The organism is Shewanella halifaxensis HAW-EB4 (assembly GCF_000019185.1).
GTDB lineage: Bacteria > Pseudomonadota > Gammaproteobacteria > Enterobacterales > Shewanellaceae > Shewanella > Shewanella halifaxensis.
The window spans coordinates 1,617,714-1,638,905 of the sequence record NC_010334.1; the positions used below are offsets into that span (position 1 = coordinate 1,617,714).

22 protein-coding genes and 1 other RNA gene are annotated in these 21,192 nt (G+C 42.8%); 14 read left to right on the plus strand and 9 right to left on the minus strand.

Going from position 1 to position 21,192, the window contains the following annotated elements:
• The first annotated feature begins 4 nt into the window (after window positions 1-4).
• The 3 genes from SHAL_RS06900 to SHAL_RS06910 all read left to right on the plus strand — a co-directional run bounded on the left by SHAL_RS06900 (window position 5) and on the right by SHAL_RS06910 (window position 1,413).
• Window positions 5-679: a hypothetical protein gene (locus SHAL_RS06900; RefSeq protein WP_012276450.1), complete on the plus strand. Its 675-nt coding sequence runs from the start codon at window positions 5-7 to the stop codon at window positions 677-679.
• Window positions 680-702: 23 nt separating this feature from the next.
• Complete coding sequence (locus SHAL_RS06905) at window positions 703-900, plus strand: hypothetical protein (RefSeq protein WP_012276451.1); 198 nt, start codon at window positions 703-705, stop codon at window positions 898-900.
• Between the two features lie 147 nt (window positions 901-1,047).
• Entirely contained in the window at window positions 1,048-1,413 is a 366-nt protein-coding gene (locus SHAL_RS06910) for a hypothetical protein (RefSeq protein WP_012276452.1), read from the plus strand.
• Between the two features lie 724 nt (window positions 1,414-2,137).
• On the opposite strand, the gene ssrA is transcribed toward SHAL_RS06910, so the two are convergent.
• Both ssrA and smpB read right to left on the minus strand, forming a co-directional pair.
• Window positions 2,138-2,492, minus strand: a transfer-messenger RNA (tmRNA) gene (ssrA, locus tag SHAL_RS22555).
• A 110-nt stretch (window positions 2,493-2,602) separates the two neighbouring features.
• A complete protein-coding gene (smpB, locus tag SHAL_RS06920; protein WP_012154535.1) occupies window positions 2,603-3,097 on the minus strand; it encodes an SsrA-binding protein SmpB in 495 nt (164 codons plus the stop codon).
• A gap of 192 nt (window positions 3,098-3,289) precedes the next feature.
• Here smpB and SHAL_RS06925 point away from each other — a divergent pair, with 192 nt between their 5' ends.
• On the plus strand, window positions 3,290-3,721 hold the full coding sequence (locus SHAL_RS06925; RefSeq protein WP_012276453.1) for an SRPBCC family protein: 432 nt from the start codon (window positions 3,290-3,292) through the stop codon (window positions 3,719-3,721).
• A complete protein-coding gene (locus tag SHAL_RS06930; protein ID WP_012276454.1) occupies window positions 3,718-4,050 on the plus strand; it encodes an RnfH family protein in 333 nt (110 codons plus the stop codon). The genes SHAL_RS06925 and SHAL_RS06930 overlap by 4 nt, the downstream gene beginning before the upstream one ends.
• Before the next feature lie 98 nt (window positions 4,051-4,148).
• On the opposite strand, the gene SHAL_RS06935 is transcribed toward SHAL_RS06930, so the two are convergent.
• Window positions 4,149-4,643 (minus strand): outer membrane protein assembly factor BamE, encoded by a 495-nt coding sequence (locus tag SHAL_RS06935; RefSeq protein WP_012276455.1) that lies wholly within the window; start codon window positions 4,641-4,643, stop codon window positions 4,149-4,151.
• A gap of 505 nt (window positions 4,644-5,148) precedes the next feature.
• Here SHAL_RS06935 and SHAL_RS06940 point away from each other — a divergent pair.
• From SHAL_RS06940 to SHAL_RS06965, 5 genes are all read left to right on the plus strand, one after another.
• The gene (locus tag SHAL_RS06940) at window positions 5,149-5,955 is read left to right on the plus strand and encodes an SAM-dependent methyltransferase (RefSeq protein ID WP_012276456.1); all 807 of its coding nucleotides are present in this window, start codon (window positions 5,149-5,151) and stop codon (window positions 5,953-5,955) included.
• 77 nt (window positions 5,956-6,032) lie between these two features.
• Window positions 6,033-6,245 carry a hypothetical protein gene (locus SHAL_RS06945; RefSeq protein ID WP_012276457.1) on the plus strand — a complete coding sequence of 71 codons (213 nt, stop codon included), beginning with the start codon at window positions 6,033-6,035 and terminating at the stop codon, window positions 6,243-6,245.
• Window positions 6,246-6,453: 208 nt separating this feature from the next.
• Window positions 6,454-8,037, plus strand: a complete 1,584-nt coding sequence (locus SHAL_RS06950; RefSeq protein ID WP_223296252.1) for a tetratricopeptide repeat-containing diguanylate cyclase — start codon at window positions 6,454-6,456, stop codon at window positions 8,035-8,037.
• Between the two features lie 844 nt (window positions 8,038-8,881).
• A complete protein-coding gene (aceB, locus tag SHAL_RS06960; protein WP_012276459.1) occupies window positions 8,882-10,519 on the plus strand; it encodes a malate synthase A in 1,638 nt (545 codons plus the stop codon).
• Between the two features lie 378 nt (window positions 10,520-10,897).
• A complete protein-coding gene (locus SHAL_RS06965; protein ID WP_012276460.1) occupies window positions 10,898-12,376 on the plus strand; it encodes an HDOD domain-containing protein in 1,479 nt (492 codons plus the stop codon).
• A gap of 174 nt (window positions 12,377-12,550) precedes the next feature.
• On the opposite strand, the gene SHAL_RS06970 is transcribed toward SHAL_RS06965, so the two are convergent.
• From SHAL_RS06970 to SHAL_RS06985, 4 genes are all read right to left on the minus strand, one after another.
• Entirely contained in the window at window positions 12,551-13,042 is a 492-nt protein-coding gene (locus SHAL_RS06970) for a nuclear transport factor 2 family protein (RefSeq protein ID WP_012276461.1), read from the minus strand.
• A gap of 59 nt (window positions 13,043-13,101) precedes the next feature.
• The gene (locus SHAL_RS06975; protein WP_012276462.1) at window positions 13,102-13,926 is read right to left on the minus strand and encodes a M90 family metallopeptidase; all 825 of its coding nucleotides are present in this window, start codon (window positions 13,924-13,926) and stop codon (window positions 13,102-13,104) included.
• 264 nt (window positions 13,927-14,190) lie between these two features.
• On the minus strand, window positions 14,191-14,637 hold the full coding sequence (locus SHAL_RS06980; protein WP_012276463.1) for a hypothetical protein: 447 nt from the start codon (window positions 14,635-14,637) through the stop codon (window positions 14,191-14,193).
• Window positions 14,597-15,340, minus strand: a complete 744-nt coding sequence (locus tag SHAL_RS06985) for an AAA family ATPase (RefSeq protein ID WP_012276464.1) — start codon at window positions 15,338-15,340, stop codon at window positions 14,597-14,599. The genes SHAL_RS06980 and SHAL_RS06985 overlap by 41 nt, the downstream gene beginning before the upstream one ends.
• Window positions 15,341-15,947: 607 nt before the next feature.
• Here SHAL_RS06985 and SHAL_RS06990 point away from each other — a divergent pair.
• From SHAL_RS06990 to SHAL_RS07005, 4 genes are all read left to right on the plus strand, one after another.
• Complete coding sequence (locus SHAL_RS06990; RefSeq protein WP_012276465.1) at window positions 15,948-16,181, plus strand: DUF3820 family protein; 234 nt, start codon at window positions 15,948-15,950, stop codon at window positions 16,179-16,181.
• 178 nt (window positions 16,182-16,359) lie between these two features.
• Window positions 16,360-16,662 (plus strand): hypothetical protein, encoded by a 303-nt coding sequence (locus tag SHAL_RS06995; RefSeq protein WP_012276466.1) that lies wholly within the window; start codon window positions 16,360-16,362, stop codon window positions 16,660-16,662.
• A gap of 167 nt (window positions 16,663-16,829) precedes the next feature.
• The gene (locus SHAL_RS07000) at window positions 16,830-17,339 is read left to right on the plus strand and encodes a GNAT family N-acetyltransferase (RefSeq protein WP_012276467.1); all 510 of its coding nucleotides are present in this window, start codon (window positions 16,830-16,832) and stop codon (window positions 17,337-17,339) included.
• Window positions 17,340-17,430: 91 nt separating this feature from the next.
• A complete protein-coding gene (locus SHAL_RS07005) occupies window positions 17,431-17,970 on the plus strand; it encodes a GNAT family N-acetyltransferase (RefSeq protein ID WP_012276468.1) in 540 nt (179 codons plus the stop codon).
• A gap of 102 nt (window positions 17,971-18,072) precedes the next feature.
• Here the strand turns inward: SHAL_RS07005 and SHAL_RS07010 are convergent, their stop codons facing one another.
• Window positions 18,073-19,839 carry a bifunctional metallophosphatase/5'-nucleotidase gene (locus SHAL_RS07010; protein WP_012276469.1) on the minus strand — a complete coding sequence of 589 codons (1,767 nt, stop codon included), beginning with the start codon at window positions 19,837-19,839 and terminating at the stop codon, window positions 18,073-18,075.
• Window positions 19,840-20,049: 210 nt separating this feature from the next.
• Entirely contained in the window at window positions 20,050-21,120 is a 1,071-nt protein-coding gene (locus SHAL_RS07015; protein WP_012276470.1) for a CNNM domain-containing protein, read from the minus strand.
• Between the last annotated feature and the right edge of the window lie 72 nt (window positions 21,121-21,192).

Below are 21,192 nucleotides of genomic sequence, written 5' to 3' on the forward strand. Positions count from 1 at the left end.
CTCAGTGGATACCGTAATCAAACGTATAGTGCGCCGCCTGTTTCCTGAGCTGACATCAGGCCTACACTTACCGCGCTGGGGCAAAGTAGTTGCACTGCCAGAATTGCCAACAGAAGAGGGCGAACGTGGCAGTGATGCATTTTATCCACGCTATGCCGTTGACGTGCAGCTGCTTGATGAAAACGGTACCGAAACCAAATCAAAACCATTGCAAGCCGTGCCATTACCACTACCTGGTGCAGGCAATAAAGCAGGCAGACTAGAACCGCCTGCGATTGGCTCAATAGTCGAAATAGGCTTTGCTTACGGCAGACCTGACAAACCATTCATCAGAACCGTATTACCATTTGGCTGGGACTTGCCAGCCATCAAAGCAGGTGAAACCCGCAATCAAGTGCGTGATGGGGTGTATCGGCATATTGATGACAAGGGCAACTTCGACAACAAAACAGATAAAGACGATAAGCTTGAATGCTTAAACCAACGCATCAAGATACTAGAAAACAAGATTGAAGAAATAGCAGGTGATCTAACCCAAACTATTGGCGGCACTAAAGCCACCACCGCCGAACGTATCACAATGAATGGCGGTAAGGCCGTGGTCACTTGTGCCCACATCTGCCATTTTACAGGCGCACCACATGGCGATGGTTCATCAACCGTCACTGCAGGTAAGTAGCAAGGCAAACATAAGGAAGTCACATGGCATTAAGTCAATCATCACTAAAGGGCAAGATAGTCAGCGAACTAGAGGCCAGAGGCTTTACCACTAATGGCGAACACGCCTTTGCTGCCAAGATGGCCGAAGCCATAGCCGCCGCAGTCGTAGCCGAGATCACCAGCAACGCCCAAGTGCAAGTCACAGGCGGCAGTTCATCAGGCACATACAAAGTCAGCTGATAGCCGTTATTATCAGAGCAATCCGTTATCAATGAAGCATCACAGGCCAGCAAACAAAATGGCAAACTCGACCAATCACTAAGTAGCCAGAAACAAAGTGATAATGTAGTCTGCTTATTCCGAACATTTATATGAATAGTAGGTTGCATGGAAGAACATTACGTTAAAAAGGAAATATCGCCGCTGGAGTTTGTAACGAACGGGAAGGCAGAGTTGGCTGAAGTCTTCACTAAAGGTAGAGTAGAAAATCTAGAAGTTACTATTCTTAAAGACTTTACTGATGCAGTAAAGGCATCGCAAAAATTAAATGAAATGGAAAAAAAACAGATAAGAGATTTTATTGAAGACAATATGGATATTGTCAAAGAAGGTTTGGAAAGTTGGATTGAAGGTGTTGAGGGCATAAGCTCTGCAGAGCGTTGTATTCAAAAGATGTTCTCGGGCCTATCTGAACTTGCTACGTTCAGTGAAAACTTGGTTGAAATACTTAGAAACCTTAATATACCAGGCTAAGTCTAGACTTCACCACACATCAGCCTCATTTTAAGTGAGGCTTTTTGATACCTGCAGTAAAGCAAATCCTACCTATGCTCGATATGAATTAATCAAAGCAAAACCATCGACGCCGGTTAGGTTCCTGTCGTGGGGCTCGAACCCGCGCCCAGATGTAAACACCGAGTTTACCCACGGAAACCAGCCCCACAGAGAATCCGCGCCACGAAATCCGCACTCTTCCTCCCCTCCTGCGGGCTTTATATAATTTTTTAATTTCAGTTTTAGATTATTGCAGTTCATAGGCGCAGACAGCGCCATTCCTAGGGCTTTTAAAGGATCGAAGATCTGAAATGATCGCGGTTTATTTCACTGTTTTACAGTTCCATACAGGAGCTGTGAGAGCGCAAGCAATCGTGAAAGCCGCATGAATGCTGGGTTTTCGCTGGATTTCGTGGGGTTTTAGCAACAAAGCTTAAAAAACGAGGGAACGATCAAACACAATAAAAACATTAAGTTAAATAATAATAAAACTGAAATGAAGAAAGAGGGTAATTCAGTGCCGCCCATGTCGCCACTTTAATTCGGCTGTCGCCACTTTGCCGCCATTGAGCTACTTGCCGCCATTGATGATTAACCGCTGATTAAGCAAAACACGCCACCAATTATCAAGTAAGTCGACTGTAAGTGGCTGAAAACAGGCAGAAAAAAAGGCCAACCGGTTAAGGTTGGCCTTTCTAGTATTTGGTGGAGGCGGCGGGGCTCGAACCCGCGTCCAAAAAGCCTACATCCAAGGCGCTACATGCTTAGTCTCTCTTTTGGTTAACCAAGTACACTCCGAAAGACAGGATTGCAATTGGCGAGTTCAGTACTGTTTCGCGGTTCACCCCTGAACGTGGTTCCCTCGCTATCAAATGTAAGATGACCATCTATAAACCAAACCCATTTGAGAAGTTTTGGACAGATGGCTAGCTAGCCTAAGCTGCTAGAGAGTAGTTAGAGTCGTTTGCAACTATAACGGTGCGGCTTTTTACGAGGCCAACCGCCCCTCGGCATGCTCCCAGGGTTTCGAGAATCTTGTCGAATCCAGAATCGCCCCCAAGTACAATGTGATTGTAACGCGACCTACCTTGTTTTACCAAGCATAAAAATCGCATTAGCAATCGATTGTTCGTTATACGTACGTTATTGACCACGTACGTTATTGAAATTACTGCTGTACCGCCTTCTTTATGGTACGAGCCTTTTCTATCTGCCATTCACGATCTTTAGTATCGTCACGCTTATCGTGTTCTTTCTTACCTTTACCCAAGCCAATTTCAATCTTTACCCATGCACCTTTTTGCCAATACATAGAGATTGGGACAATAGAGTAACCTTTACGGTCAACTAAACCTTGAAGTTTATCCAACTCTTTACGTTTAAGCAGTAGCTTGCGCGAGCGGAGCGGATCACATACGACATGGGAGGATGCAGTATTAAGTGGCGCGATAGTGCAACCAAAAAGGTAAGCTTCGCCTTCTCTTAGGAACACATAGCTCTCAGACAAGTTAACCTTGCCCATGCGGATAGACTTAACTTCCCATCCCATGAGGGATAGGCCTGCTTCTAGCTTCTCTTCAAACTTATAGTCAAAGGTCGCGCGCTTGTTGCGGGCGATTGAAGCTGAACTGTTCTTTGAATTTTTTGCGTTTTTCTTAGCCATAGGCAGCTATTATACTCGCGCTAAACAAATATGGAATTGGCGATATCGATTTATTCGATGTTTTGTTACCGTGATAGGTGAGTTTGTTTGCTTTTTAGCCGCTTAATTGCGCTGAGTGGTATCAAAGATGCGTTTTTTTGTGTTCATGTTAAAATCGACCTTTGGTTTTAAATTACTGAGTAGCAATCGTCAATGCCGCAAATTTCACGCAGTGTACTAGTTCGCTTCAGCGCGATGCAGATGTATGACTTAGTCAATGATGTTGAGTCTTATAAAGAGTTCTTGCCGGGCTGCGTCGGTGGCAAGGTGATCGAGTTTGATGGCAAAACCATGCTGGCGTCGGTTGATGTAGCAAAAGCGGGGATCAGTAAAACCTTTACCACTCGCAATCAAGTCGTCTCTGGCAAAAGTATCCAATTACAGCTGGAAAATGGTCCATTTAAAGAGCTTGTAGGTCATTGGAAGTTTACTGAGCTGACCGAGGATGCCTGCAAGGTGGAATTTGAGTTGAAGTTTGAGTTCTCAAGCTCGATTGCCGACATAGCTTTCGGTAAAGTCTTTAAAGAACTGATGGGATCCATGGTGACGGCATTTACCAGTCGCGCAAAGGTGATATACAAATGAGCAGTGAACAAACACCATTTTTAGTCGAAGTGATTTACGCGCTACCAAAGCAGCAAAAGCTGATTAAGCTTCAGATCCCACCGGGGACGACGTGCATCGATGCTGTCAAATTGAGTGATATGCAGAATTACTTTCCTGAAATAGATCTAGAAACAGTAAAACTAGGTATTTTTAGTCGCTTAGTAAAGCATGATGAAGTGTTGCTGCCTGGTCAGCGAGTTGAGATTTACCGGCCATTAATCGCAGATCCTAAAGATGTGCGCCGTAAGCGTGTCGAAAAAGCGAAAGATGAAGGCCGAGTCAATAAAAAGACCGGTAGCAAGCTTTAATAAATCGACAGTAAGATTTAGCAAATAAGATGTATAAAAAATGGCGAGTCTCCAATAGGAACTCGCCATTTTATTTGAGTTAATCTGTTTAAAGTCAGTTATTCAAACTTTTCAGAGAGGGTCTCTGGTTGAGTTTGTTTCTCTTCAATCAAAGGCTTAGCTTGAGGGCGTTGCTCTGGGATCAAAGGATCACCATCAGGGGTGTTGACCTCTGGTAACTTGCTTTCTTCAAGCGGGATCCCAAAGTCAGGGCTAAGCTCATAATCACCTTTCGCTTCAGCTAGCATATCGCCATTAAAGTTAAGAATAAGTTCTTTATGAATAATGCTGGCGTCACGGCCACTCTTATAGTGGTAGACATAATACCAAGTATCGTCAGAGAAGCTGTCGCGTAGAACCGGACGTCCAAGCACGTATTCTACCTGCTCTTTAGTCATATCGATCCGCAACTTTTCGACTTGCTGCTTTTCCATATAGTTACCCTGAGGGATATCAGGTTTATAGATCAACCAGTCAAATACACTACAAGCACTAAGTGATAACGAGAGCGCAGTAGCGCCCAAAAGGGTAAGACTTTTCTTTTTAATTGTCATTGAATGCGCTACTTCATCAAAATCTGTCGGTCATAATACCCAAGCAGTCCCCCTCATGACAAGAGCTATTGCGTCAAGGCGTGCTTAGGGCGTAATTCTTTACTTATATGCTGGACTCAATATTCATCTCAGCGGTGTGAGTATATTGAGTCAATAATAGCGAACAAGTTCATTTTATATCAGTCAGTCGAAATTAAACCTAGCTTTTAAGATTAGCTTTTAAGCTTTGCTTTGTAGCTTTGCCATCGAGAGAAAAATGCGTGTTTGCTATCAAATCATTTAAGTTATTTTGCCAAGGTAAATCTTTTAACTGACAAGCAATAAGCGACCGAGAGCAAGAAGATGTATCAGTCTACTTTTAGTTTAAGTTACATAAATGTTGTGTTAACTTGGCTTACCTAATTTAACATTGTTTTGTATCGGGATTTCAGTTAAAAATTAATCAACTGCGAAACAACAATAAAACAATAACAAACATAATTTGCATTGAGTAGGCAGAGAGTAAATGACAGCAAAAGAAAAAGGGACTTTAGTTTGTGTCGGCACAGGGCTTAATTTGGCCGGACAGATTAGCGTATTGAGCAAAAGCTACATAGAGCATGCCGATGTGGTGTTTTCTCTGGTGCCCGACGGATTTGCACAACATTGGCTTGAATCACTTAACCAAGATGTGCGCAGCCTTCAGCCCTATTACGCCCAAGAGGGCGAGGTTAAAAACCGCCGCGATACTTATCAGCAGATGGTCGCCGCTATTCTGGAACAGGTGCGCCTAGGTAAGAAGGTCGTCTGTGCGCTATATGGTCACCCAGGCGTGTTTGCTTGTGTATCACATTTTGCGATTACTCAAGCTAGAGAAGAAGGTTATCAAGCGCAAATGGAGCCGGGTATTTCTGCCGAGGCCTGCTTATGGGCCGATGTCGGTATCGATCCCGGCGCATCAGGCCATCAAAGCTTCGAAGCCAGCCAATTTATGTTCTATAAACACACGCCGGATCCAACAACGCACCTTTTGCTATGGCAAATTGGCATTGCCGGCGAGCATACCTTAACTGAATTTCATACTTCATCAGACAGGTTACAGGTTTTAGTAGAGCAGCTTAATGAGTGGTATCCGCTAGAGCATGAAATTGTGCTCTACGAGGCACCTAATTTACCGACTCAAACTCCAAGAATTGAAAAGGTAGCGTTGAAGGACCTGCCATTTTCGCAACTTTCAGCTATCACCACCTTGCTCATTCCGCCTTCGCGGGAGCTTGAGTTTAACCATGAAGTGTTGGCCAAGCTTGGGATCACCGCCGAAGAGTTAGGCTAACGTAGTAAAGAGAGTAATAAGAACAGAGATAAAACCATCAACAAAAAGTAAGTTTCATTTAATTTAAGGGAATAAAAATGTCAAAGTTTAATGAGTTTTTCGAGAAGCTAGGTTCAGATGCCAAGCTGCTAGAGGAGTATAAGCAAGATCCTCAAGGTGTGATGCAGGCCAATGGTCTAAGTGATGCTGAGATCCAAGCGGTGATGTCAGGTGATGATAGCAAGCTTAAGTCATTGTCGGGTGATAAGGGAACTAAAGGGTATTTGGTCGTTCATGCCAATAAGAAGTAACACGATAATGAACTGGGTTTCCATCGTGGGGCTCTTTTTTTGTTTAGCATTTCCTCTAGCGGGAAATGCTAACGATGAATCTTATGATGAAACTTTAAATAAGCTTGATAAAGCAAGTAGCTCTTCCCAAGTAGAGGCAGAAGCTATTATTGAATCCTTGTTAACTTCTTGGACAGAGCTTTCAAATGAACAAAAGGCTAGATTAAAAATGTATATAGCTATAGGGAAAACCTATGCTGGGGATTATCATCCCTCTATACAACTTTTAAGAGAAGCCGAGCAACTTACCCCAAGCACTGCAACACTTAACAAAATTTATCAATACTTATCCACAAATTATATTGCTTTAAAAGATTATCCCGCTGCTCTAGCACTAATGACCGCAAACTTAGAGCGCATAGATGAAATAACCGATATTGATATTAAGATGGGATCATACGTACGCTTGGCAAATCTGGCGCTGGCACTGGATGCTTATGACGATATGCGCGAGTATGCCTTAAAAGCCTTGGCGCTTAGTCAAGATGGTGAAGCTAGAGTGCATTGTTTCGCATTATTGTTTGTTGCGGTTGCCGATTTAAAGCAACAACAATATAAAAGTTCTGAGAGCCGTTTTCAACGTAGTAAGATTTTTTGTGAGGCCAATCAATTCCCGCTGATTGGCTTGATGTCTCAAAAAGGATTAGCCGAAATCGCTATCCAAGGTGAGGATTATAAGAGGGCTAAAAGCCTGTTAGAGCTAGTGTTAAAAGCCTATCAAGAATTTAATTTTCAAACTGAAATCAATCATGTTAATGCACTATTGAGTCAAACTTACCTTGCGTTAGAAGATTACCCCCAAGCGGAAGAGTTTGCGAATAAGGTGATGGGGTTAAGTGATGACCCAAGTCACATCGAGTATAAAGCCATTGCCGCCAAAGTACTATCCCAGCTCTATTTAGAGTCAAAGCAGTATAAGCTTGCCTATGACTATCTAGACTCTCATCAATATTATACTAACCTGATTATCGATGACACTAAAGCCAAGGCTAACGCCTACCAGATGGCCAAGTTTAAACACCAAGAGCAGGCGCGCGAGATTGCCTTACTCAATCAGGAACGGCAATTGGTGGAAACTCAGAAAGAGTTAGACCAATCTGACCGCACTAACGATGTCATGATCATGAGTATGTTGGTTGGCAGCGTGATTTTCTTGTCGTTTTTTCTTATTAATAGTCACCGCCAAAAAATACGTTATCGTAAACTTGCATTAACCGATAGGCTGACAGGCGCTTACAATCGTGGTGCAGGACAAGATTTTGCTGAAAATGAGTTTGTGCAGGTCAGCATGCGCCAAGCTGAATTCTCCGTAGTGGTATTTGATTTAGATCTATTTAAAAACATTAACGACGGTTACGGTCACGCAACGGGTGACTGGACGTTAAAGCATGTGGTATCTGCTGTTAAACCGCTTATTCGTGACAGTGATATTTTTACTCGAATGGGCGGAGAAGAGTTTGCGCTCTTTTTACCCTATTCAAGTGAAGAGGTCGCATTAGGCATCGCGCAGCGTTGTAAAGAGGCTATTGCTGCTATCGATAGTAAGTACTCAGGGCATTCGTTTAAAGTCACTGCTAGTTTTGGCGTGTCGAGTAACAAACTTGAGGATCTCAGTCTAGACCCTTTACTAAAACGTGCCGATATCGCGCTTTATACGTCCAAGCACTTAGGCCGCAATAGAGTGACGCTGTACACCCCTGAGCTTGAGCTACAGTGCAGCAGCGAGACCCAGCGCTCACTCGTATTTAACTAGGCTGCCTGTTATATCAGCTTAAAAACTTGCTAGTTATCTCGACAGGCTTAATTGAAGCTCAACAGATAATGTGGCAATACTTCGAGCCTGTAGCCTCTTCTTTTCAAATCCCTTCTGCTGTAACGCCTTTTTTCGGAAAATTTAAACTTTTTTAGACTTGAACCAATGTTTTTCCTAATGTTGGTCAGTATTTATCGCGCAGGGGATTACAAATACTTGATACTGCCTACATCTCGTTAACGTAAACGTTAGGTTTAAACGGTTGTTTGAATTTGCGCCGATGTACGTATGTTTTAAGTGTTTGTTTTAAAGGTGGTTATTAGGTTAACCATTAGGTGAGACATAAACGCAGTGCTGAATAGCTATGATGCTAGCTTATCCTTTTTGATGTAAAAGTATATTGACGCTTTGAAATTTAATAACGGATTTAATTTTAACCACCTCTCTATGGTCAATTTGTCTTACAAGTCCTATATTTAAAATGTATTTTATATTTATTTTCTTCTTTTTTAATTGTTAATCAGTTGGTTGCATGGTTTTTGTTGTTTTTTTGATTTGTGGGTTTACGCAGTTTTAACGGTTCTGAAATGGGAGCGGATGGTTTGCTGCTAGCTTGCAACCGAAGCATTTAATCAGTAGGTTTTGTTGTAAATCAACATATGCTGACTTAGGGGCCTTAGCACCAGTTAAGTCATATGGGCTAAGTCATAAGTTTGAAGACTCGGAGCAAGCATTATTTACCAATGTGAATATTTTGAGTCTTCAAAGCTTGAACGCTGACGACCTAATGCTGCCAATGCTAGGTGTCATCAAGGATATGGAAAAGTTTTAGGAGATATAAAAGATGACGGAGCAATTAACTGCACTAGAGAGCTCAGATACATTGGTGTCGAGTCAAGAGTTACAGATTAATGGGTCTGCAGTGGCAGGCCAAGAGCAGGTGCTGACAGAGGGCACATTGTGTTTGCTTAAGGCCTTATGCAAGCAGTTTGCCGCAGAGGTGCCCAATTTGCTTGCCAATAGACAGGCTAAGCAAAAGCGTATCGATTCAGGCGAGTTGCCTGATTTTCTAGAAGAGACTCAAGCGCTGCGTCAGCGAGATTGGCTGATCCGCGGCATTCCCCAAGACTTACAAGATAGACGCGTCGAGATCACTGGCCCTGTTGAAAGAAAAATGGTCATTAATGCGCTTAATGCAAATGCCAAAGTATTTATGGCTGACTTTGAAGATTCACTTGCTCCAAGCTGGCAAAAAATCGTGCAAGGACAAATAAACCTGCGTGATGCAGTTAACGGCGACATTAGCTATATCGCAACGGAAACTGGCAAGCATTACTCGCTAAATGATAATCCCGCAGTGCTCATCTGCCGAGTGCGTGGTTTACATATGTTGGAGCAGCATGTGCAGTTTGGTGGGGTCGCAATTCCAGCGAGCTTGTTTGATTTTTGCGTCTATTTCTACAATAACTACCGCAAGTTATTGAGTAAAGGCAGCGGGCCTTACTTTTATATCCCTAAACTTGAAAGTCATCTTGAGGCTAGATGGTGGGCTAAGGTATTTGCATTTGTTGAGGAGCGGTTTTGCCTGCAGCCCGGTACGATAAAGTGTACCTGTTTAATTGAAACTCTTCCGGCTGTGTTTGAGATGGATGAGATCTTATATGAACTGCGCTCTAACATTGTTGCACTGAACTGCGGTCGTTGGGATTATATTTTTAGCTATATTAAAACTCTAAATAACCATAGCGACAGGGTGTTGCCCGATAGACAGTCGGTCACCATGGATAAGCCATTCTTGAGTGCTTATTCTCGTTTGTTGATTAAAACCTGTCATAAGCGTGGCGCCTTAGCCATGGGGGGGATGGCGGCCTTTATTCCATCAAAGGATGCCGAGATTAACCAGCAAGTGCTAGATAAGGTTAAGCAAGATAAGCAGTTAGAAGCGCGTAATGGTCATGATGGTACTTGGGTTGCTCACCCGGGACTTGCCGATACTGCGATGGCCATTTTTAACGAATACATAGGTGAAGATCATATTAATCAACTACACATCACTCGTGACGTTGATGCTCCTATTCACGCCAGAGAACTACTCAAGCCCGCAAAGGGGGAGTGCACAGAAGCGGGCATGCGCCTCAACATTCGAATTGCACTGCAATATATCGAGTCTTGGATTAATGGCAACGGCTGTGTGCCTATTTACGGCTTGATGGAAGATGCCGCCACTGCAGAGATATCTCGTACATCTATTTGGCAGTGGATAAAGCACCTGCAGCCGCTTAGCTCTGGCGCAATTGTGACTAAAGGCTTGTTTCAAGAGATGTTGGTAGAGGAGCTCGCCCACGTTAAAGACGAGGTCGGTGCAGACCGTTTTACCCATGGCAGTTTTACTCAGGCTGCGGTTCTGTTAGAGCAGATCACCACTTCAGACGAGCTGGTCGACTTCTTAACGGAGCCGGGATATCAAATACTGGTGGAGTAAAACCTGCCTTGCAAAAGTTTGGCTGCATTTTGTAGCTTGTGTCCCCCGCACAGTATTCCTACGTGCTGTGCGGGTTTTTAAATTATTAACACTACACTCTTCGCTGTGTGTGTTTTGCTTGTGATTATCGGCTCCTCGGAGCCGTTTTTTTTGCTTTGAAATCGGTCTAGTTTACTGACGATATGTAAGTTAATAAACTGTAAAGGCTTTATTGTTAGCTATTAACGTATAGAATGTAATTATAGGTTTTAAAGTGGGTGTTGCGAGCATTAGGGTTGTGAGCATAGCTGTAGCGAATAATGTGTATTTTCAGGACGAAATCATAGCATGGCATCACTTGCATAGTTTGATGGCTAGCCGTCATAAGATGAGAGTAACGTGAAAGCAAGTAATATAGAAAACAGTCGATATAAAGGCGTAGAGTATTGGACTAATCGTATTAGTGACCAAGAGATGCCTGCACTTTGCTCAACGGTGAAAACTCTCGAAAAGCTGGCAAAAGACGATGTCTCTTCCTTATCGATTCTGGGTAAGAGTGTCATGCATGATAATGCATTGACCTCCAGAATTTTGCGAGTAGCAAATAGCGTGACTTACAGTAAGGGAGTTAGTCAGGTTACCACTGTTAGTCGTGCAGCTGTCGTGTTGGGATTTGATACGATTAAGAATATCTGTATTACGGCTAAATTGCTCAGCAGTTTGTTAGAAGCTGAAGGGCTCTCTGAAGGTGTTTACAACAGAATGCTGAAGCTGATGGCGCAGGCATTTCAGGCTGCAATGCTGACAAAGATGTTACTCAAGGATTACGATGAAGAACTTCAAGAAGAGGTATTTATTGCCTCTTTGCTTTATCACTTAGGTGAAAGTGCTTTTTGGAGTACGGGCTGTGCTGAAACTTTAGTGCTTGATCATAAACTAAAGCATTGCAGCTCCTCTCAAGAGACGAATAAGGCCACTCGAGAGGTACTTGGTGCCACATTTGAGCAGTTATCTTTAGGGTTAGCTAGAAGCTGGGGCTTAGGCAGTTTACTGATAAAATCATTGAGCCAACCCGATGAGCGTACACCTGAGATCCGCAGTATCTTTTTGGCGAATAAGCTCAGTGAAATATTATGTCAGAGCCAGCCATCCATGCCAGAGTTGTCGAAACGACTAAAACAAACTGCTGATATGTTAGGTTTAGAGGTTGATGAACTCAAGGGGCGGATGATCCGCTGTCATAAAGCGACTAAAACCATGGCTGACGCCTATGGCGCGCGGATATTAGTGGAGCATTTACCGGAGCCTAAATACCTCTCCGGTGAATTAGAGGAGAGCGTACCCGCTTTTGTTATCTATGTTGCAGATGCTAATCGTCAGTTGCAATGTTTGCGAGAACTCACACAGTGTGCGTTAAATAAACAAGATTTTAATCAGGTACTCACCATCGCATTAAAAGGGGTTTTAACAGGTGTAGGTGTGGATCGGTGCGGTGTGTTGTTGATGACTCCGAACCGACAGTCATTACTCCCTAGGATTGTTTATGGGGAGGGAGCTGAGCAAATGAAAGCCTCGTTTAATATCTCATTGAACAACAGCGCTAAAAGCGTATTTCAGGACTGTATTTCATTAAAGAAGTCCCTGTTCATTGATAATCCTCGTTCGCCTAAGTGGCGTTTATTTATGGATGATGAAGCTAAATCTTTAACGGCTGCAGCGGGGTTTATGTTGGCACCGCTCATTATGGATCATACTGCGATAGGTGTGGTATATGCGGACAGAGATAGCTCGGGAAGGCGTTTATCGGTCGATGACTTTACTAGCTTTAGCCATCTGGTAGATATGGCAAACGTCTGTTTTTCCGCCTCAATTAAATAACAGGCATTAAATAACAGGCATTGAGTAACAGATATTAAATCACTCATATTGAATAGCTGATTTTAAGCAATTGATATGAAAGAACCGTAAACTAAGTTGTGGCTTAAGATTTCAAGTTAACAAAAACGCTGCCTTGCAGCGTTATTTATGTTTTAGCACGTGTTTGTCTTGTTATCAGTCGCTATTTTCTGCGGTCTTTATCTGTTGGGTAATCGATTTTGCTATGGCATTAGGGATAGGAAAACTTAAGTGATACTGGGCTATTTTCCAGCCTTTGGTTGTCTTGATTAAGGTTCCGGTGCCACGACTCACGCCGTAGGAGGGGCTAGATAATATTTCGTCAAACCAGATAACATCACCGTGCTGCGTCATCTTTCTACTGGTTAAATCGTAACGCCAGCCTTTTGTTGGCCTGACATATTGTTCAAACTCCGCTTTACCCCAGTGCTCATTTACATCTGTACCGATAAAAATGCCTTTATCATCGTAAAGTGCAAAGTAACTATCCCAGTCGGCATTGGAGGAGTATTGGTTTAAGGCATCTAAAACCGCAGCAGCTTGCTGTTTATCACTTTCTGAGCTGGCATTTGCGAGTGCATTGATTGAAATGGAGCTTGAGAGTAACAATAAAATACATATTGCTTTCGAGGCACTTAGTTTGAACATATCTATCCTTGTAATCATCTAGCCGTTTTACTGACACTAACTCTATAGAGGTTTATGAGTTACTGCCAATTCACTGGATCGAGTTGGTAGAAGGATCTCAACTCTTGATAAAGCGCCGGATGTTGATTGATAAACTCATGAGGTTTCTCAAAAAATACTTCACTTATTACGGCAAAAAACTCCGCAGGGTTCGTGGCGCCATAGTAGCTAAATAGTGAGTACTCACCGTATTGAGTGGCATTGACTAGGCTTTGATACTCTTGCATTAGTACTTCAGACCAAGATGCGTAATCTGAGATATTTTTTAGAATTGGGGCACCGTTCGCACTACCATCTTCTTGATCTAATTGATGGGCAAACTCATGGATCACCACATTACTGCCATCATCTGGTACTGCGGCATCGTGCTGGGTTGTTTGCCAAGACAATATCACTCGACCATGTTGCCATGACTCACCCGATAACACTCTTCGTTGATCAGACACGACTCCTGCACCATGTTGCTGCTGGTTTTCGACAATAAATGCGGACGGATAAATCAGGATCTCTTTTAATCTTGGATAAAAGTCGGTTTGCCTATTGAGTAATAATAAGCAGGCTTGTGCGGCTACAGTGACGCGAATATCATCATCGATTTGCAGGCCATCGCATCCGACAAAATGCTTTTCTGCGATAAAGATTTGAATGTGTTTTTTCAGCTGTAGCTGCAGATCCGCAGGTAATACTCTAAAGAACGGAATACGCCGTTTTAAAATATTACGCCATTCATGGGGAAAAGGCTGTTGGCTAATATGTTTTCGTCGACGACGAGCGCGCCATGACGCACTTGCAATCCATGCAATCACACTACCGCTGATAAGCAGGATAAGAAAAATAGCTAACATAGCTTTCCTTTCTATTAAGATTTATTTGCGTTAATCATGATATATGGACACGGTGGACAAGATTCAACCACGGGCTTGTTGGATTAGTATGTATTAAATTAGTTTGTATTAATTTAGGTTTAGTCGCTAGGGCAATTAAGATTGAGGAGTAGAGAGAAAAAATGCTGGCAGCGTAATACTTCAAAACTGTCGGTTTACTGCCAGCTAAGGGAAGGGAGAGTTATTTTATATCCATGTTTTTCAAAGACCATTATTCAACGACTATCATTCAACGATAATGCTTTTCTCTTTTGCTCTTCTCTGTTCAGGGCTTAAATTAAAGTGATGTTCAATTAAGAAGCGAATTAACTTCGACTTTGCAACATCACAGTCATTGGCAAGCGTCGCTAAGTGAGCGATGGCAGACTCAGTTAAGGTGAAGGTCGCCTTTCTCACCGGGCCATTTCCCTTTTTCACGGTTAAAACTGTTTCTTCCGCTTGCTGATTACTGAGTAAGTTACTTCTAAACTCAGGCTGAAACCGCGCCTTCTGTCGCTCTAAATCAATGACTTTACTTTGATTTGTGGCGAGTACTTCTTGGCCTGAAGCGTAACGACTCGCATCGTTAATAAAGTCATCAATCAGATCATCGAGTGCCAGTTGGCTCGTTTGGATCTGCCTATGAGTTGAACTAGACGGCGTAGAGTTTTTCTTGAGATCTGCCAGACCCATAATTACCTCTCATCTTGTTCATGTGTTTTTCAGCAAGGTGATTGCGAATTTCAGTTGCATTATTGACTTGTAGCATTTCACAGGCAATGCCTCTAATTTCGCTTGCGGCTTTGCCCTTAGGTTCAATTTCGAGTACCGATAGACCAGATTCTTCGCTGTCATCATAGATGTTTCTGCTGTAGGTAATCGCGTCTAACACATTGATGTCGTATGTCTTACAAACTTCTTTTGCTTCCAAGATACGGTTGGCTTGGTTAGGCAAACTAGGGCATTGGGTAATAACAAATGTGGCGCGCATTTTAGGGTTTATCATCATACAAGTAGCAACGATATCATCCATGTGGCTAACGGTTTTCAGATCTCGGCGTTTAGGGCGTAGTGGCATCAGTACGTGCGAAGCGACAGACATAGTTGCACGTAGTGCTAAGTTATCTTGGCCGCCACAATCGACTATGACGTAGTCATAATGCTGCTCTAAGCTGAGAAGATCATTACGGATTTTACCGTAAAGTTGTACACAATTAATGCTTGGCAAATCGGCGTTATTATTGCGAGCATGGATCCAATCTGACGTCGTACGCTGAGGATCGCAATCAACCATAATGACTGAGGCTTGGCATTCTGCTGTTAGAAATACAGCGACATTTTGGGCTAGGCAACTTTTACCACTACCACCTTTTTCGCCACCGACGAGTATGATCATATTGTTTTCCTCTTGTACGCGGTGAATTTATTTTTCTCAATTAGAACAGTGAAGGTTAGTAACCATTTGCGTACTGATGATACGATTATTGTTAATAACGGCATCCATCTCATCGTTCTGTCACTGTAAGTTAAATCTAGGTTGATCTATTAAATTCGTCAACAGCATGATTTTTGACGTTTTTATTGGGATTGACCCTCGATGTTTTTTTGACGTTTTGGCTGCTTTCGTTGTTTTTTTGGCGCCAGATTAAGATGTGTTGCGGTTAATGGTTATTTGTTAAGTTAATTAGCTGCTTAGCTTTTCAGGGGAGATAAATACCCTTTTTAGATACAAAAATGCAGGGCTGATTTTTACGTTAAGCGGCTCTATAACCGCCTTGGTTATTCCCACTCGCTATAAAAAACTCTTTGCTATTACTAAATAGTATATGCGAGTGTAGCTCTATTTGTTGATAATTTAGGCATTGTTACTGCTAGTCCGTGTATTGTACCAATCACATATATAATGTGATTGGTATTAGATCTGTATTTCCCTGAAACTTTGATAGAATGCACCACTGCGACAAGTTTTGATTGGTTAAATATCTTAGTGGGGTGAGTCGGTGATGGATGAAAAACTTCTGCTTGAAGCCATTACTCAAAAGATGCCTTTTGGCAAATATGCTGGCAGGCGCTTACTGGAACTGCCTGAGCCTTACTTAGTTTGGTTCCACTCAAAAGGCTTTCCTGAGGGGAAGTTGGGTCAGCAACTAGCGCTAATGTATGAAGTGAAACTAAATGGGCTTGAAGGTATGTTGCAACCCATTTTAGATGAAGCTAAGCGTACAGGCTCTAATTGAACAATAAATCTACTGTAATTAAGAAAGTTCCGTGATAGAGATTAAATTACTTTGTAATGAGAGTTGGATCTAATAGTGGAGTATTGACTCACTATAGTTGTGACTAATTAGAGATTTATAATCTATCGCATGCTTTAATACTTATGAATTAATAACTTACTTTTAAAGGAAACTTCCGATGATAGCTAAATTAGTGAAATTGGCTGCGGCAGCAACTCTAGCACTCGGTATCTCAAGCGCATGGGCACAAGGTGTTATGCATGAAGGTACTGTCATGGAAACCATGAATGGCGGCGGTTATACCTACGTACAGATTAAAGACGCTGACAAAACTTTTTGGGCAGCGGGTCCACAAATTGAAGTGAAAAAAGGCGATACTGTCGTTGTTCAAGAGCAGATGTGGATGAACGACTTCACCAGCAAAACTCTAAACCGTACCTTCGATGAGCTACTGTTTGTTGGTCGAATCGATAAGAAGTAATCTCGCTTTGATACCATAAGCCACAGGGCTTGGTTTAAAGAATGAATCGAAATGGCGTAGACTTTGAGTCTACGCCATTTTATTTTGTGTCAAACTGCCGCACAATATGGGCTGTAATGCCATATCACCTGCAACCCTCTATCGCCTAAAGTAAGTGAACATGATTAATGCTGAAACTCATCCCTTATCGAAAAGAATATGCTGCCGAGGTGTCTGTGGTCGCGCACATCGCTATCAACCAGATAAGTGATGATGTTTATAGTGCCGAGGAAAGAACGGCTTGGTCGTTTGCGCCACGTTCGAGTTATCACTGGCATAAGCGTCTGTCGCGGTCTCAAACATGGTTAATGATTGACGAACAACGGTTAGCGTCGGGTCGTGCTTTTTGCTGTGGCTTTATCAACCTAGAAACTGACTTTAACAGCCGTGGCTATATCGATAGCCTTTATGTACATCCAGATTATCAAGGACGAGGTGTAGCAAAGCGACTCTATAGCGCATTAGCCTTATGGGCAATTGAGCATGAGTATGATGAATTATTTGTCGATGCATCAAAACTGTCTAAGTCGTTATTTGCGTCTATGGGGTTTAAGCTTCGTCATCGCAGTTATCAAGAGAAGCGCGGCGTTGTGATCATGGGGTATTACATGAGCAAGGTGTTAAAATCTGCCATATAACAAATCCTCTAAAGTAAGCCACTAAAGCTCGCAACCAAATTGAGTTAGGTAAGCCAGCATAGCAGCATAGAAACATAGAAGGACTTAAAAGATGACAACAGTGAGTATTATACGTCCGTTTTCCGATAAAGATGCCTCACAGCTAGCCCAAGTGTTTCATTTAAGTGTCAATCAAGGTTCAAGTTCCCACTATAATGAGCAGCAACGTGCAGCCTGGTCGCCCAAAATACGCAGTGAGCAAATTTGGCTTGAGCGTTTAGCGGGGACTTATACTTGGGTCGCAGAAATTGAGCAAAAGGTTATAGGTTTTATAAATTTAAAACGTGTTAGCGGATTTGATTTTGCTAAGAGTGTCGAATCAGCAAAGAGCAATGGAGGAATTGTTCTCAGCGCGGAAATAGATTGCCTATTTGTTCATCCAGACTATACCGGGGTGGGAGCTGCGAGTAATTTATATCAGGTACTTGAAGCCAAAGCATTATCGATAGGCTTGGTGCAATTAACGGTAGAGGCTTCTTATTTAGCTAAGCCATTTTTTGAGCGATTTGGATTTCACGCTACACGTCAAAATAGCCATCAACGGGGTGAACAAGTGTTAGTGAACTTCAGCATGAGTAAAGCACTGGTTTAAGCATATTTTTAACTTCTATTTCTATGCACTCATTTAAGTACAGCTTAAGGGCAGGGCAAAAAGGTTCTGCCCTTGCTCGTAACGTCAGTTTTTTTGCTTGTGTTATATCTGCAAGTGATTATGGCTAGTGTAATGAACCTGAGGCTCTAGCACTTCATCTAAGGTCTGCGCCTTGCTGATAAAACGGGTAAAGGCTCCGGGAAGACTTAAGCCCTCAACATCACGCTGCCAATTCGCTTGCAAGATAGGAAAATAGCCCTCTTTGCCTGACGCTGTGTAAGACGATGACACTCCGGTGTAATAGGCGTCGGCATCAAGAGGTAACCATAACTGTTTTCCGTCTTCTATATGCAATACTTCAAGCTTAATAATGCGTTGACCCAATGCTAGCCGGCCATCGTAAAAGTATTTCAAGCCATAAGTGTAGGGGAAACTGCCGGCGCCAGTGCCGATCACACTATTATTGGTTGCGCCATTAATCGCTGACTCAAGTATCTGAAATAGATATTGCCCCTGGATCTCATACGTCACCAGCGGGATGTCAAAAGGTAGAATGCGGCCCAATACTTCGGCTAAACTCAGCTCACCTTTATCAAGCGATTGACGTACTCCGCCAGCATTATGAAGCGCGAAATCAACTTGAATACCCAGTTCACGGGTTTCTTGATACATGCTACGACTCACCCAAGGCGCAATTTCACTGCCGTGAGGTAAGGCTTTGCTCGGTAGGCGAGTATGGACTAAGTTTCTGGGAACAAAACCCAAGATTTTATTATTTAATGCATCTAGGCTAGGGCGATACTTTTGCAAGATCCGAGCTTGTACTTGGCTATCTTCATCATCCCATAATATAAGAGGGTGAGACTTCAATGTTTGTCTCACGTTGAGGTAATCTTGCGGACTCACATCGTCAGATGCTTGCAAAATAAATTGCTCATCTAACATGAAGTAATTGCCACCTGATAGGCTGGTCACGTTGCCATTGGCATCGAAGGTAATATCGGCTATGCCCAAGGTTTCGGCATACTTACCTGCATGCAATATCGCGGTGTTATTGATGCGTTCACCGTAGGGCATATTAGATAAGCCAAGGGCGCGAAAGTCACCTTGCAGTGTATGTGAGTGACCACCAACGATAACGCTAATGCCATCGACCTCTTTGGCTAGCACTCTATCTTGATCGAGTCCTAAATGGCTCAACACGACAATATGGTCTATGCCATCGGCTTTTAGCTTGGCTACACTGCGACGAGCGGTTTCGATAGCACTGACAAAGTGGGTATCATCATCTGGCTGAGCAATTTCAGTCATCTGATCTAAGGTGATACCAATAATAGCCACTTGCTTATCTTGTAGTGGCTTTAGCAACACTTTTGCCGTTTGGGTCAGTGGTTCTAAGTCGAGCAGCTTAGGGTGATTTGCGAGACGCGCGCACTTTTGCTGGCATTCTTGGCTAAGATCCATATTGCCAGCTAACAGTGGAAAGTGAATATCATTGAGAAAGTCGAGTACTGGTTCATTACCCGCATCAATTTCATGATTGCCGAGCACCATTGCGTCTGGTTGAAGCATATTCAACAGGTCAGAGTTAGCTTTGCCCTTAAACTCATTGAAGTAAAGGGTGCCCTGAAAGCTGTCGCCACCGTGCAGAAATAGAAAACTCTGTTGATTGTCTTTGGCGGCTAATTTTGCTTGTTTAAGCTGATAGGCGATACGGGCGTAACCACCAGTATGGCTATAAAGAGTCAGCTCTTTTTGTTGCTCATAAATCGTAAATTGAATACGGTTTGCATCGAAGTGAGAGTGGGTATCGTTGATATGAGCAAGCTTTAGCTTGTATTGCGCGATAGTGGACTGTGCTGTTGTCATCTTATTCCTCTGGACCAAACGAGGAGTATAGCATGAGCGATACGACTATTAATACGTCAACTTTGTATAGTCGGGCAGGGTTAACGAGTTTTAATCTAACTCTTTTGGCGTTGAGTTGGGGGCTGGCTGAATGCCGGATAGACGCATCCGTTAACGCAAGAGATTAAAAAAGGGAGCTAAGCTCCCTTTTTTCAATTCAGTTAGCTAAATTTAGCTTTTTTCTTTTTCGAAATCGCCATCATCAGATAACACGATGCCTTTATCTTTCATTCGGCGACTCCATAGCTTACGAGCAAATTGCTGCATGTCTGCCACAGGGTCATTCGAATCGACAATTTCAAGGCCTAATAGAGACTCAACGATATCTTCTAAGGTAACAATACCTTCGTTAGAACCATATTCATCAACTACCATCGCAATCTTGGTATTTCGCTTAATCATTAGCTCAAAAAGAGGTAGGATTTTGGCTGTCTCAGGGATAACCAATAAACTTCTCTTTAGTACTGCAATTGATTCTTTTGGCGTCGAGCGTTCAGCAAGCAAAATATCGTTTCTATTGACGTAACCAATAATATTATCTGGATCTTCATCATAGACAGGAATTCGGGTAAATGGCTTGGCCATGAATCGCTGGGCAAACTCATCTTGAGTCAAGTCAGTAGGTAATCTAAACATGACTGTTCTTGGAGTCATGATGGCGGTTACAGGCATCTCTTTAACTGACAGCATTTGAGTTAAAATCTTCGACTCTTGCTCATCAAGCTCTCCAGATGCGCGGCCGATCTCAGCCATTGCACTCATCTCTTGACGAATATACTGACCTTCATCCCCTTTGCCCATCAGCTTAGTAACCTGATTAGACATCCAAATGAGAGGTAAAGTACTACGTTCCATCCAAACCAATGCGATAGATACGGTTGGAGCCAGTGAGCGCCAATAGTTTGCACCTAAAGTTTTAGGAATGATCTCTGAGAAGAAGAGAATTAAGAAGGTAAGAACACCAGAAAATACGCCTAGCATCTCATCGCCAAATACCTTAGCAGCTTGCGCACCAGCAACAGCAGCACCAACGGTGTGTGCGATAGTGTTTAGCGTAAGGATTGAAACGAGAGGAGATTCAACGTTCTCTTTTTGCTTACGTAACCTGTTAGCAGCAGCTGGGTTGGTTTTTGTTAACGAGGCAATATAGCTTGGTGTAACAGAAAGCAATACAGCTTCAAATACACTACAAAGAAAAGAGACAGTAATCGCGACAAATATTATAATGATAAGAGTTATCATAAAGGTGAAATTACACCTCCAAATGGCAGACCAAAATTAATCTGGGCGGATTCTAGCACAGGTTTTTAACTT

Excerpts from the sequence above, each read along its gene's own strand:
- aceB (WP_012276459.1), top strand. The coding sequence starts at position 8,882 with ATGACGGAGCAATTAACTGCACTAGAGAGCTCAGATACATTGGTGTCG.
- SHAL_RS06925 (WP_012276453.1), top strand. The coding sequence starts at position 3,290 with ATGCCGCAAATTTCACGCAGTGTACTAGTTCGCTTCAGCGCGATGCAG.
- SHAL_RS06980 (WP_012276463.1), bottom strand. The coding sequence starts at position 14,637 with ATGGGTCTGGCAGATCTCAAGAAAAACTCTACGCCGTCTAGTTCAACT.
- SHAL_RS07015 (WP_012276470.1), bottom strand. The coding sequence starts at position 21,120 with ATGATAACTCTTATCATTATAATATTTGTCGCGATTACTGTCTCTTTT.
- SHAL_RS06995 (WP_012276466.1), top strand. The coding sequence starts at position 16,360 with ATGATAGCTAAATTAGTGAAATTGGCTGCGGCAGCAACTCTAGCACTC.
- SHAL_RS06935 (WP_012276455.1), bottom strand. The coding sequence starts at position 4,643 with ATGACAATTAAAAAGAAAAGTCTTACCCTTTTGGGCGCTACTGCGCTC.
- SHAL_RS06910 (WP_012276452.1), top strand. The coding sequence starts at position 1,048 with ATGGAAGAACATTACGTTAAAAAGGAAATATCGCCGCTGGAGTTTGTA.
- SHAL_RS07000 (WP_012276467.1), top strand. The coding sequence starts at position 16,830 with ATGCTGAAACTCATCCCTTATCGAAAAGAATATGCTGCCGAGGTGTCT.
- SHAL_RS06970 (WP_012276461.1), bottom strand. The coding sequence starts at position 13,042 with ATGTTCAAACTAAGTGCCTCGAAAGCAATATGTATTTTATTGTTACTC.
- SHAL_RS06945 (WP_012276457.1), top strand. The coding sequence starts at position 6,033 with ATGTCAAAGTTTAATGAGTTTTTCGAGAAGCTAGGTTCAGATGCCAAG.
- SHAL_RS06985 (WP_012276464.1), bottom strand. The coding sequence starts at position 15,340 with ATGATCATACTCGTCGGTGGCGAAAAAGGTGGTAGTGGTAAAAGTTGC.
- SHAL_RS06975 (WP_012276462.1), bottom strand. The coding sequence starts at position 13,926 with ATGTTAGCTATTTTTCTTATCCTGCTTATCAGCGGTAGTGTGATTGCA.
- smpB (WP_012154535.1), bottom strand. The coding sequence starts at position 3,097 with ATGGCTAAGAAAAACGCAAAAAATTCAAAGAACAGTTCAGCTTCAATC.
- SHAL_RS06940 (WP_012276456.1), top strand. The coding sequence starts at position 5,149 with ATGACAGCAAAAGAAAAAGGGACTTTAGTTTGTGTCGGCACAGGGCTT.
- SHAL_RS06990 (WP_012276465.1), top strand. The coding sequence starts at position 15,948 with ATGGATGAAAAACTTCTGCTTGAAGCCATTACTCAAAAGATGCCTTTT.
- SHAL_RS07010 (WP_012276469.1), bottom strand. The coding sequence starts at position 19,839 with ATGACAACAGCACAGTCCACTATCGCGCAATACAAGCTAAAGCTTGCT.
- SHAL_RS06930 (WP_012276454.1), top strand. The coding sequence starts at position 3,718 with ATGAGCAGTGAACAAACACCATTTTTAGTCGAAGTGATTTACGCGCTA.
- SHAL_RS06905 (WP_012276451.1), top strand. The coding sequence starts at position 703 with ATGGCATTAAGTCAATCATCACTAAAGGGCAAGATAGTCAGCGAACTA.
- SHAL_RS07005 (WP_012276468.1), top strand. The coding sequence starts at position 17,431 with ATGACAACAGTGAGTATTATACGTCCGTTTTCCGATAAAGATGCCTCA.
- SHAL_RS06950 (WP_223296252.1), top strand. The coding sequence starts at position 6,454 with ATGTATATAGCTATAGGGAAAACCTATGCTGGGGATTATCATCCCTCT.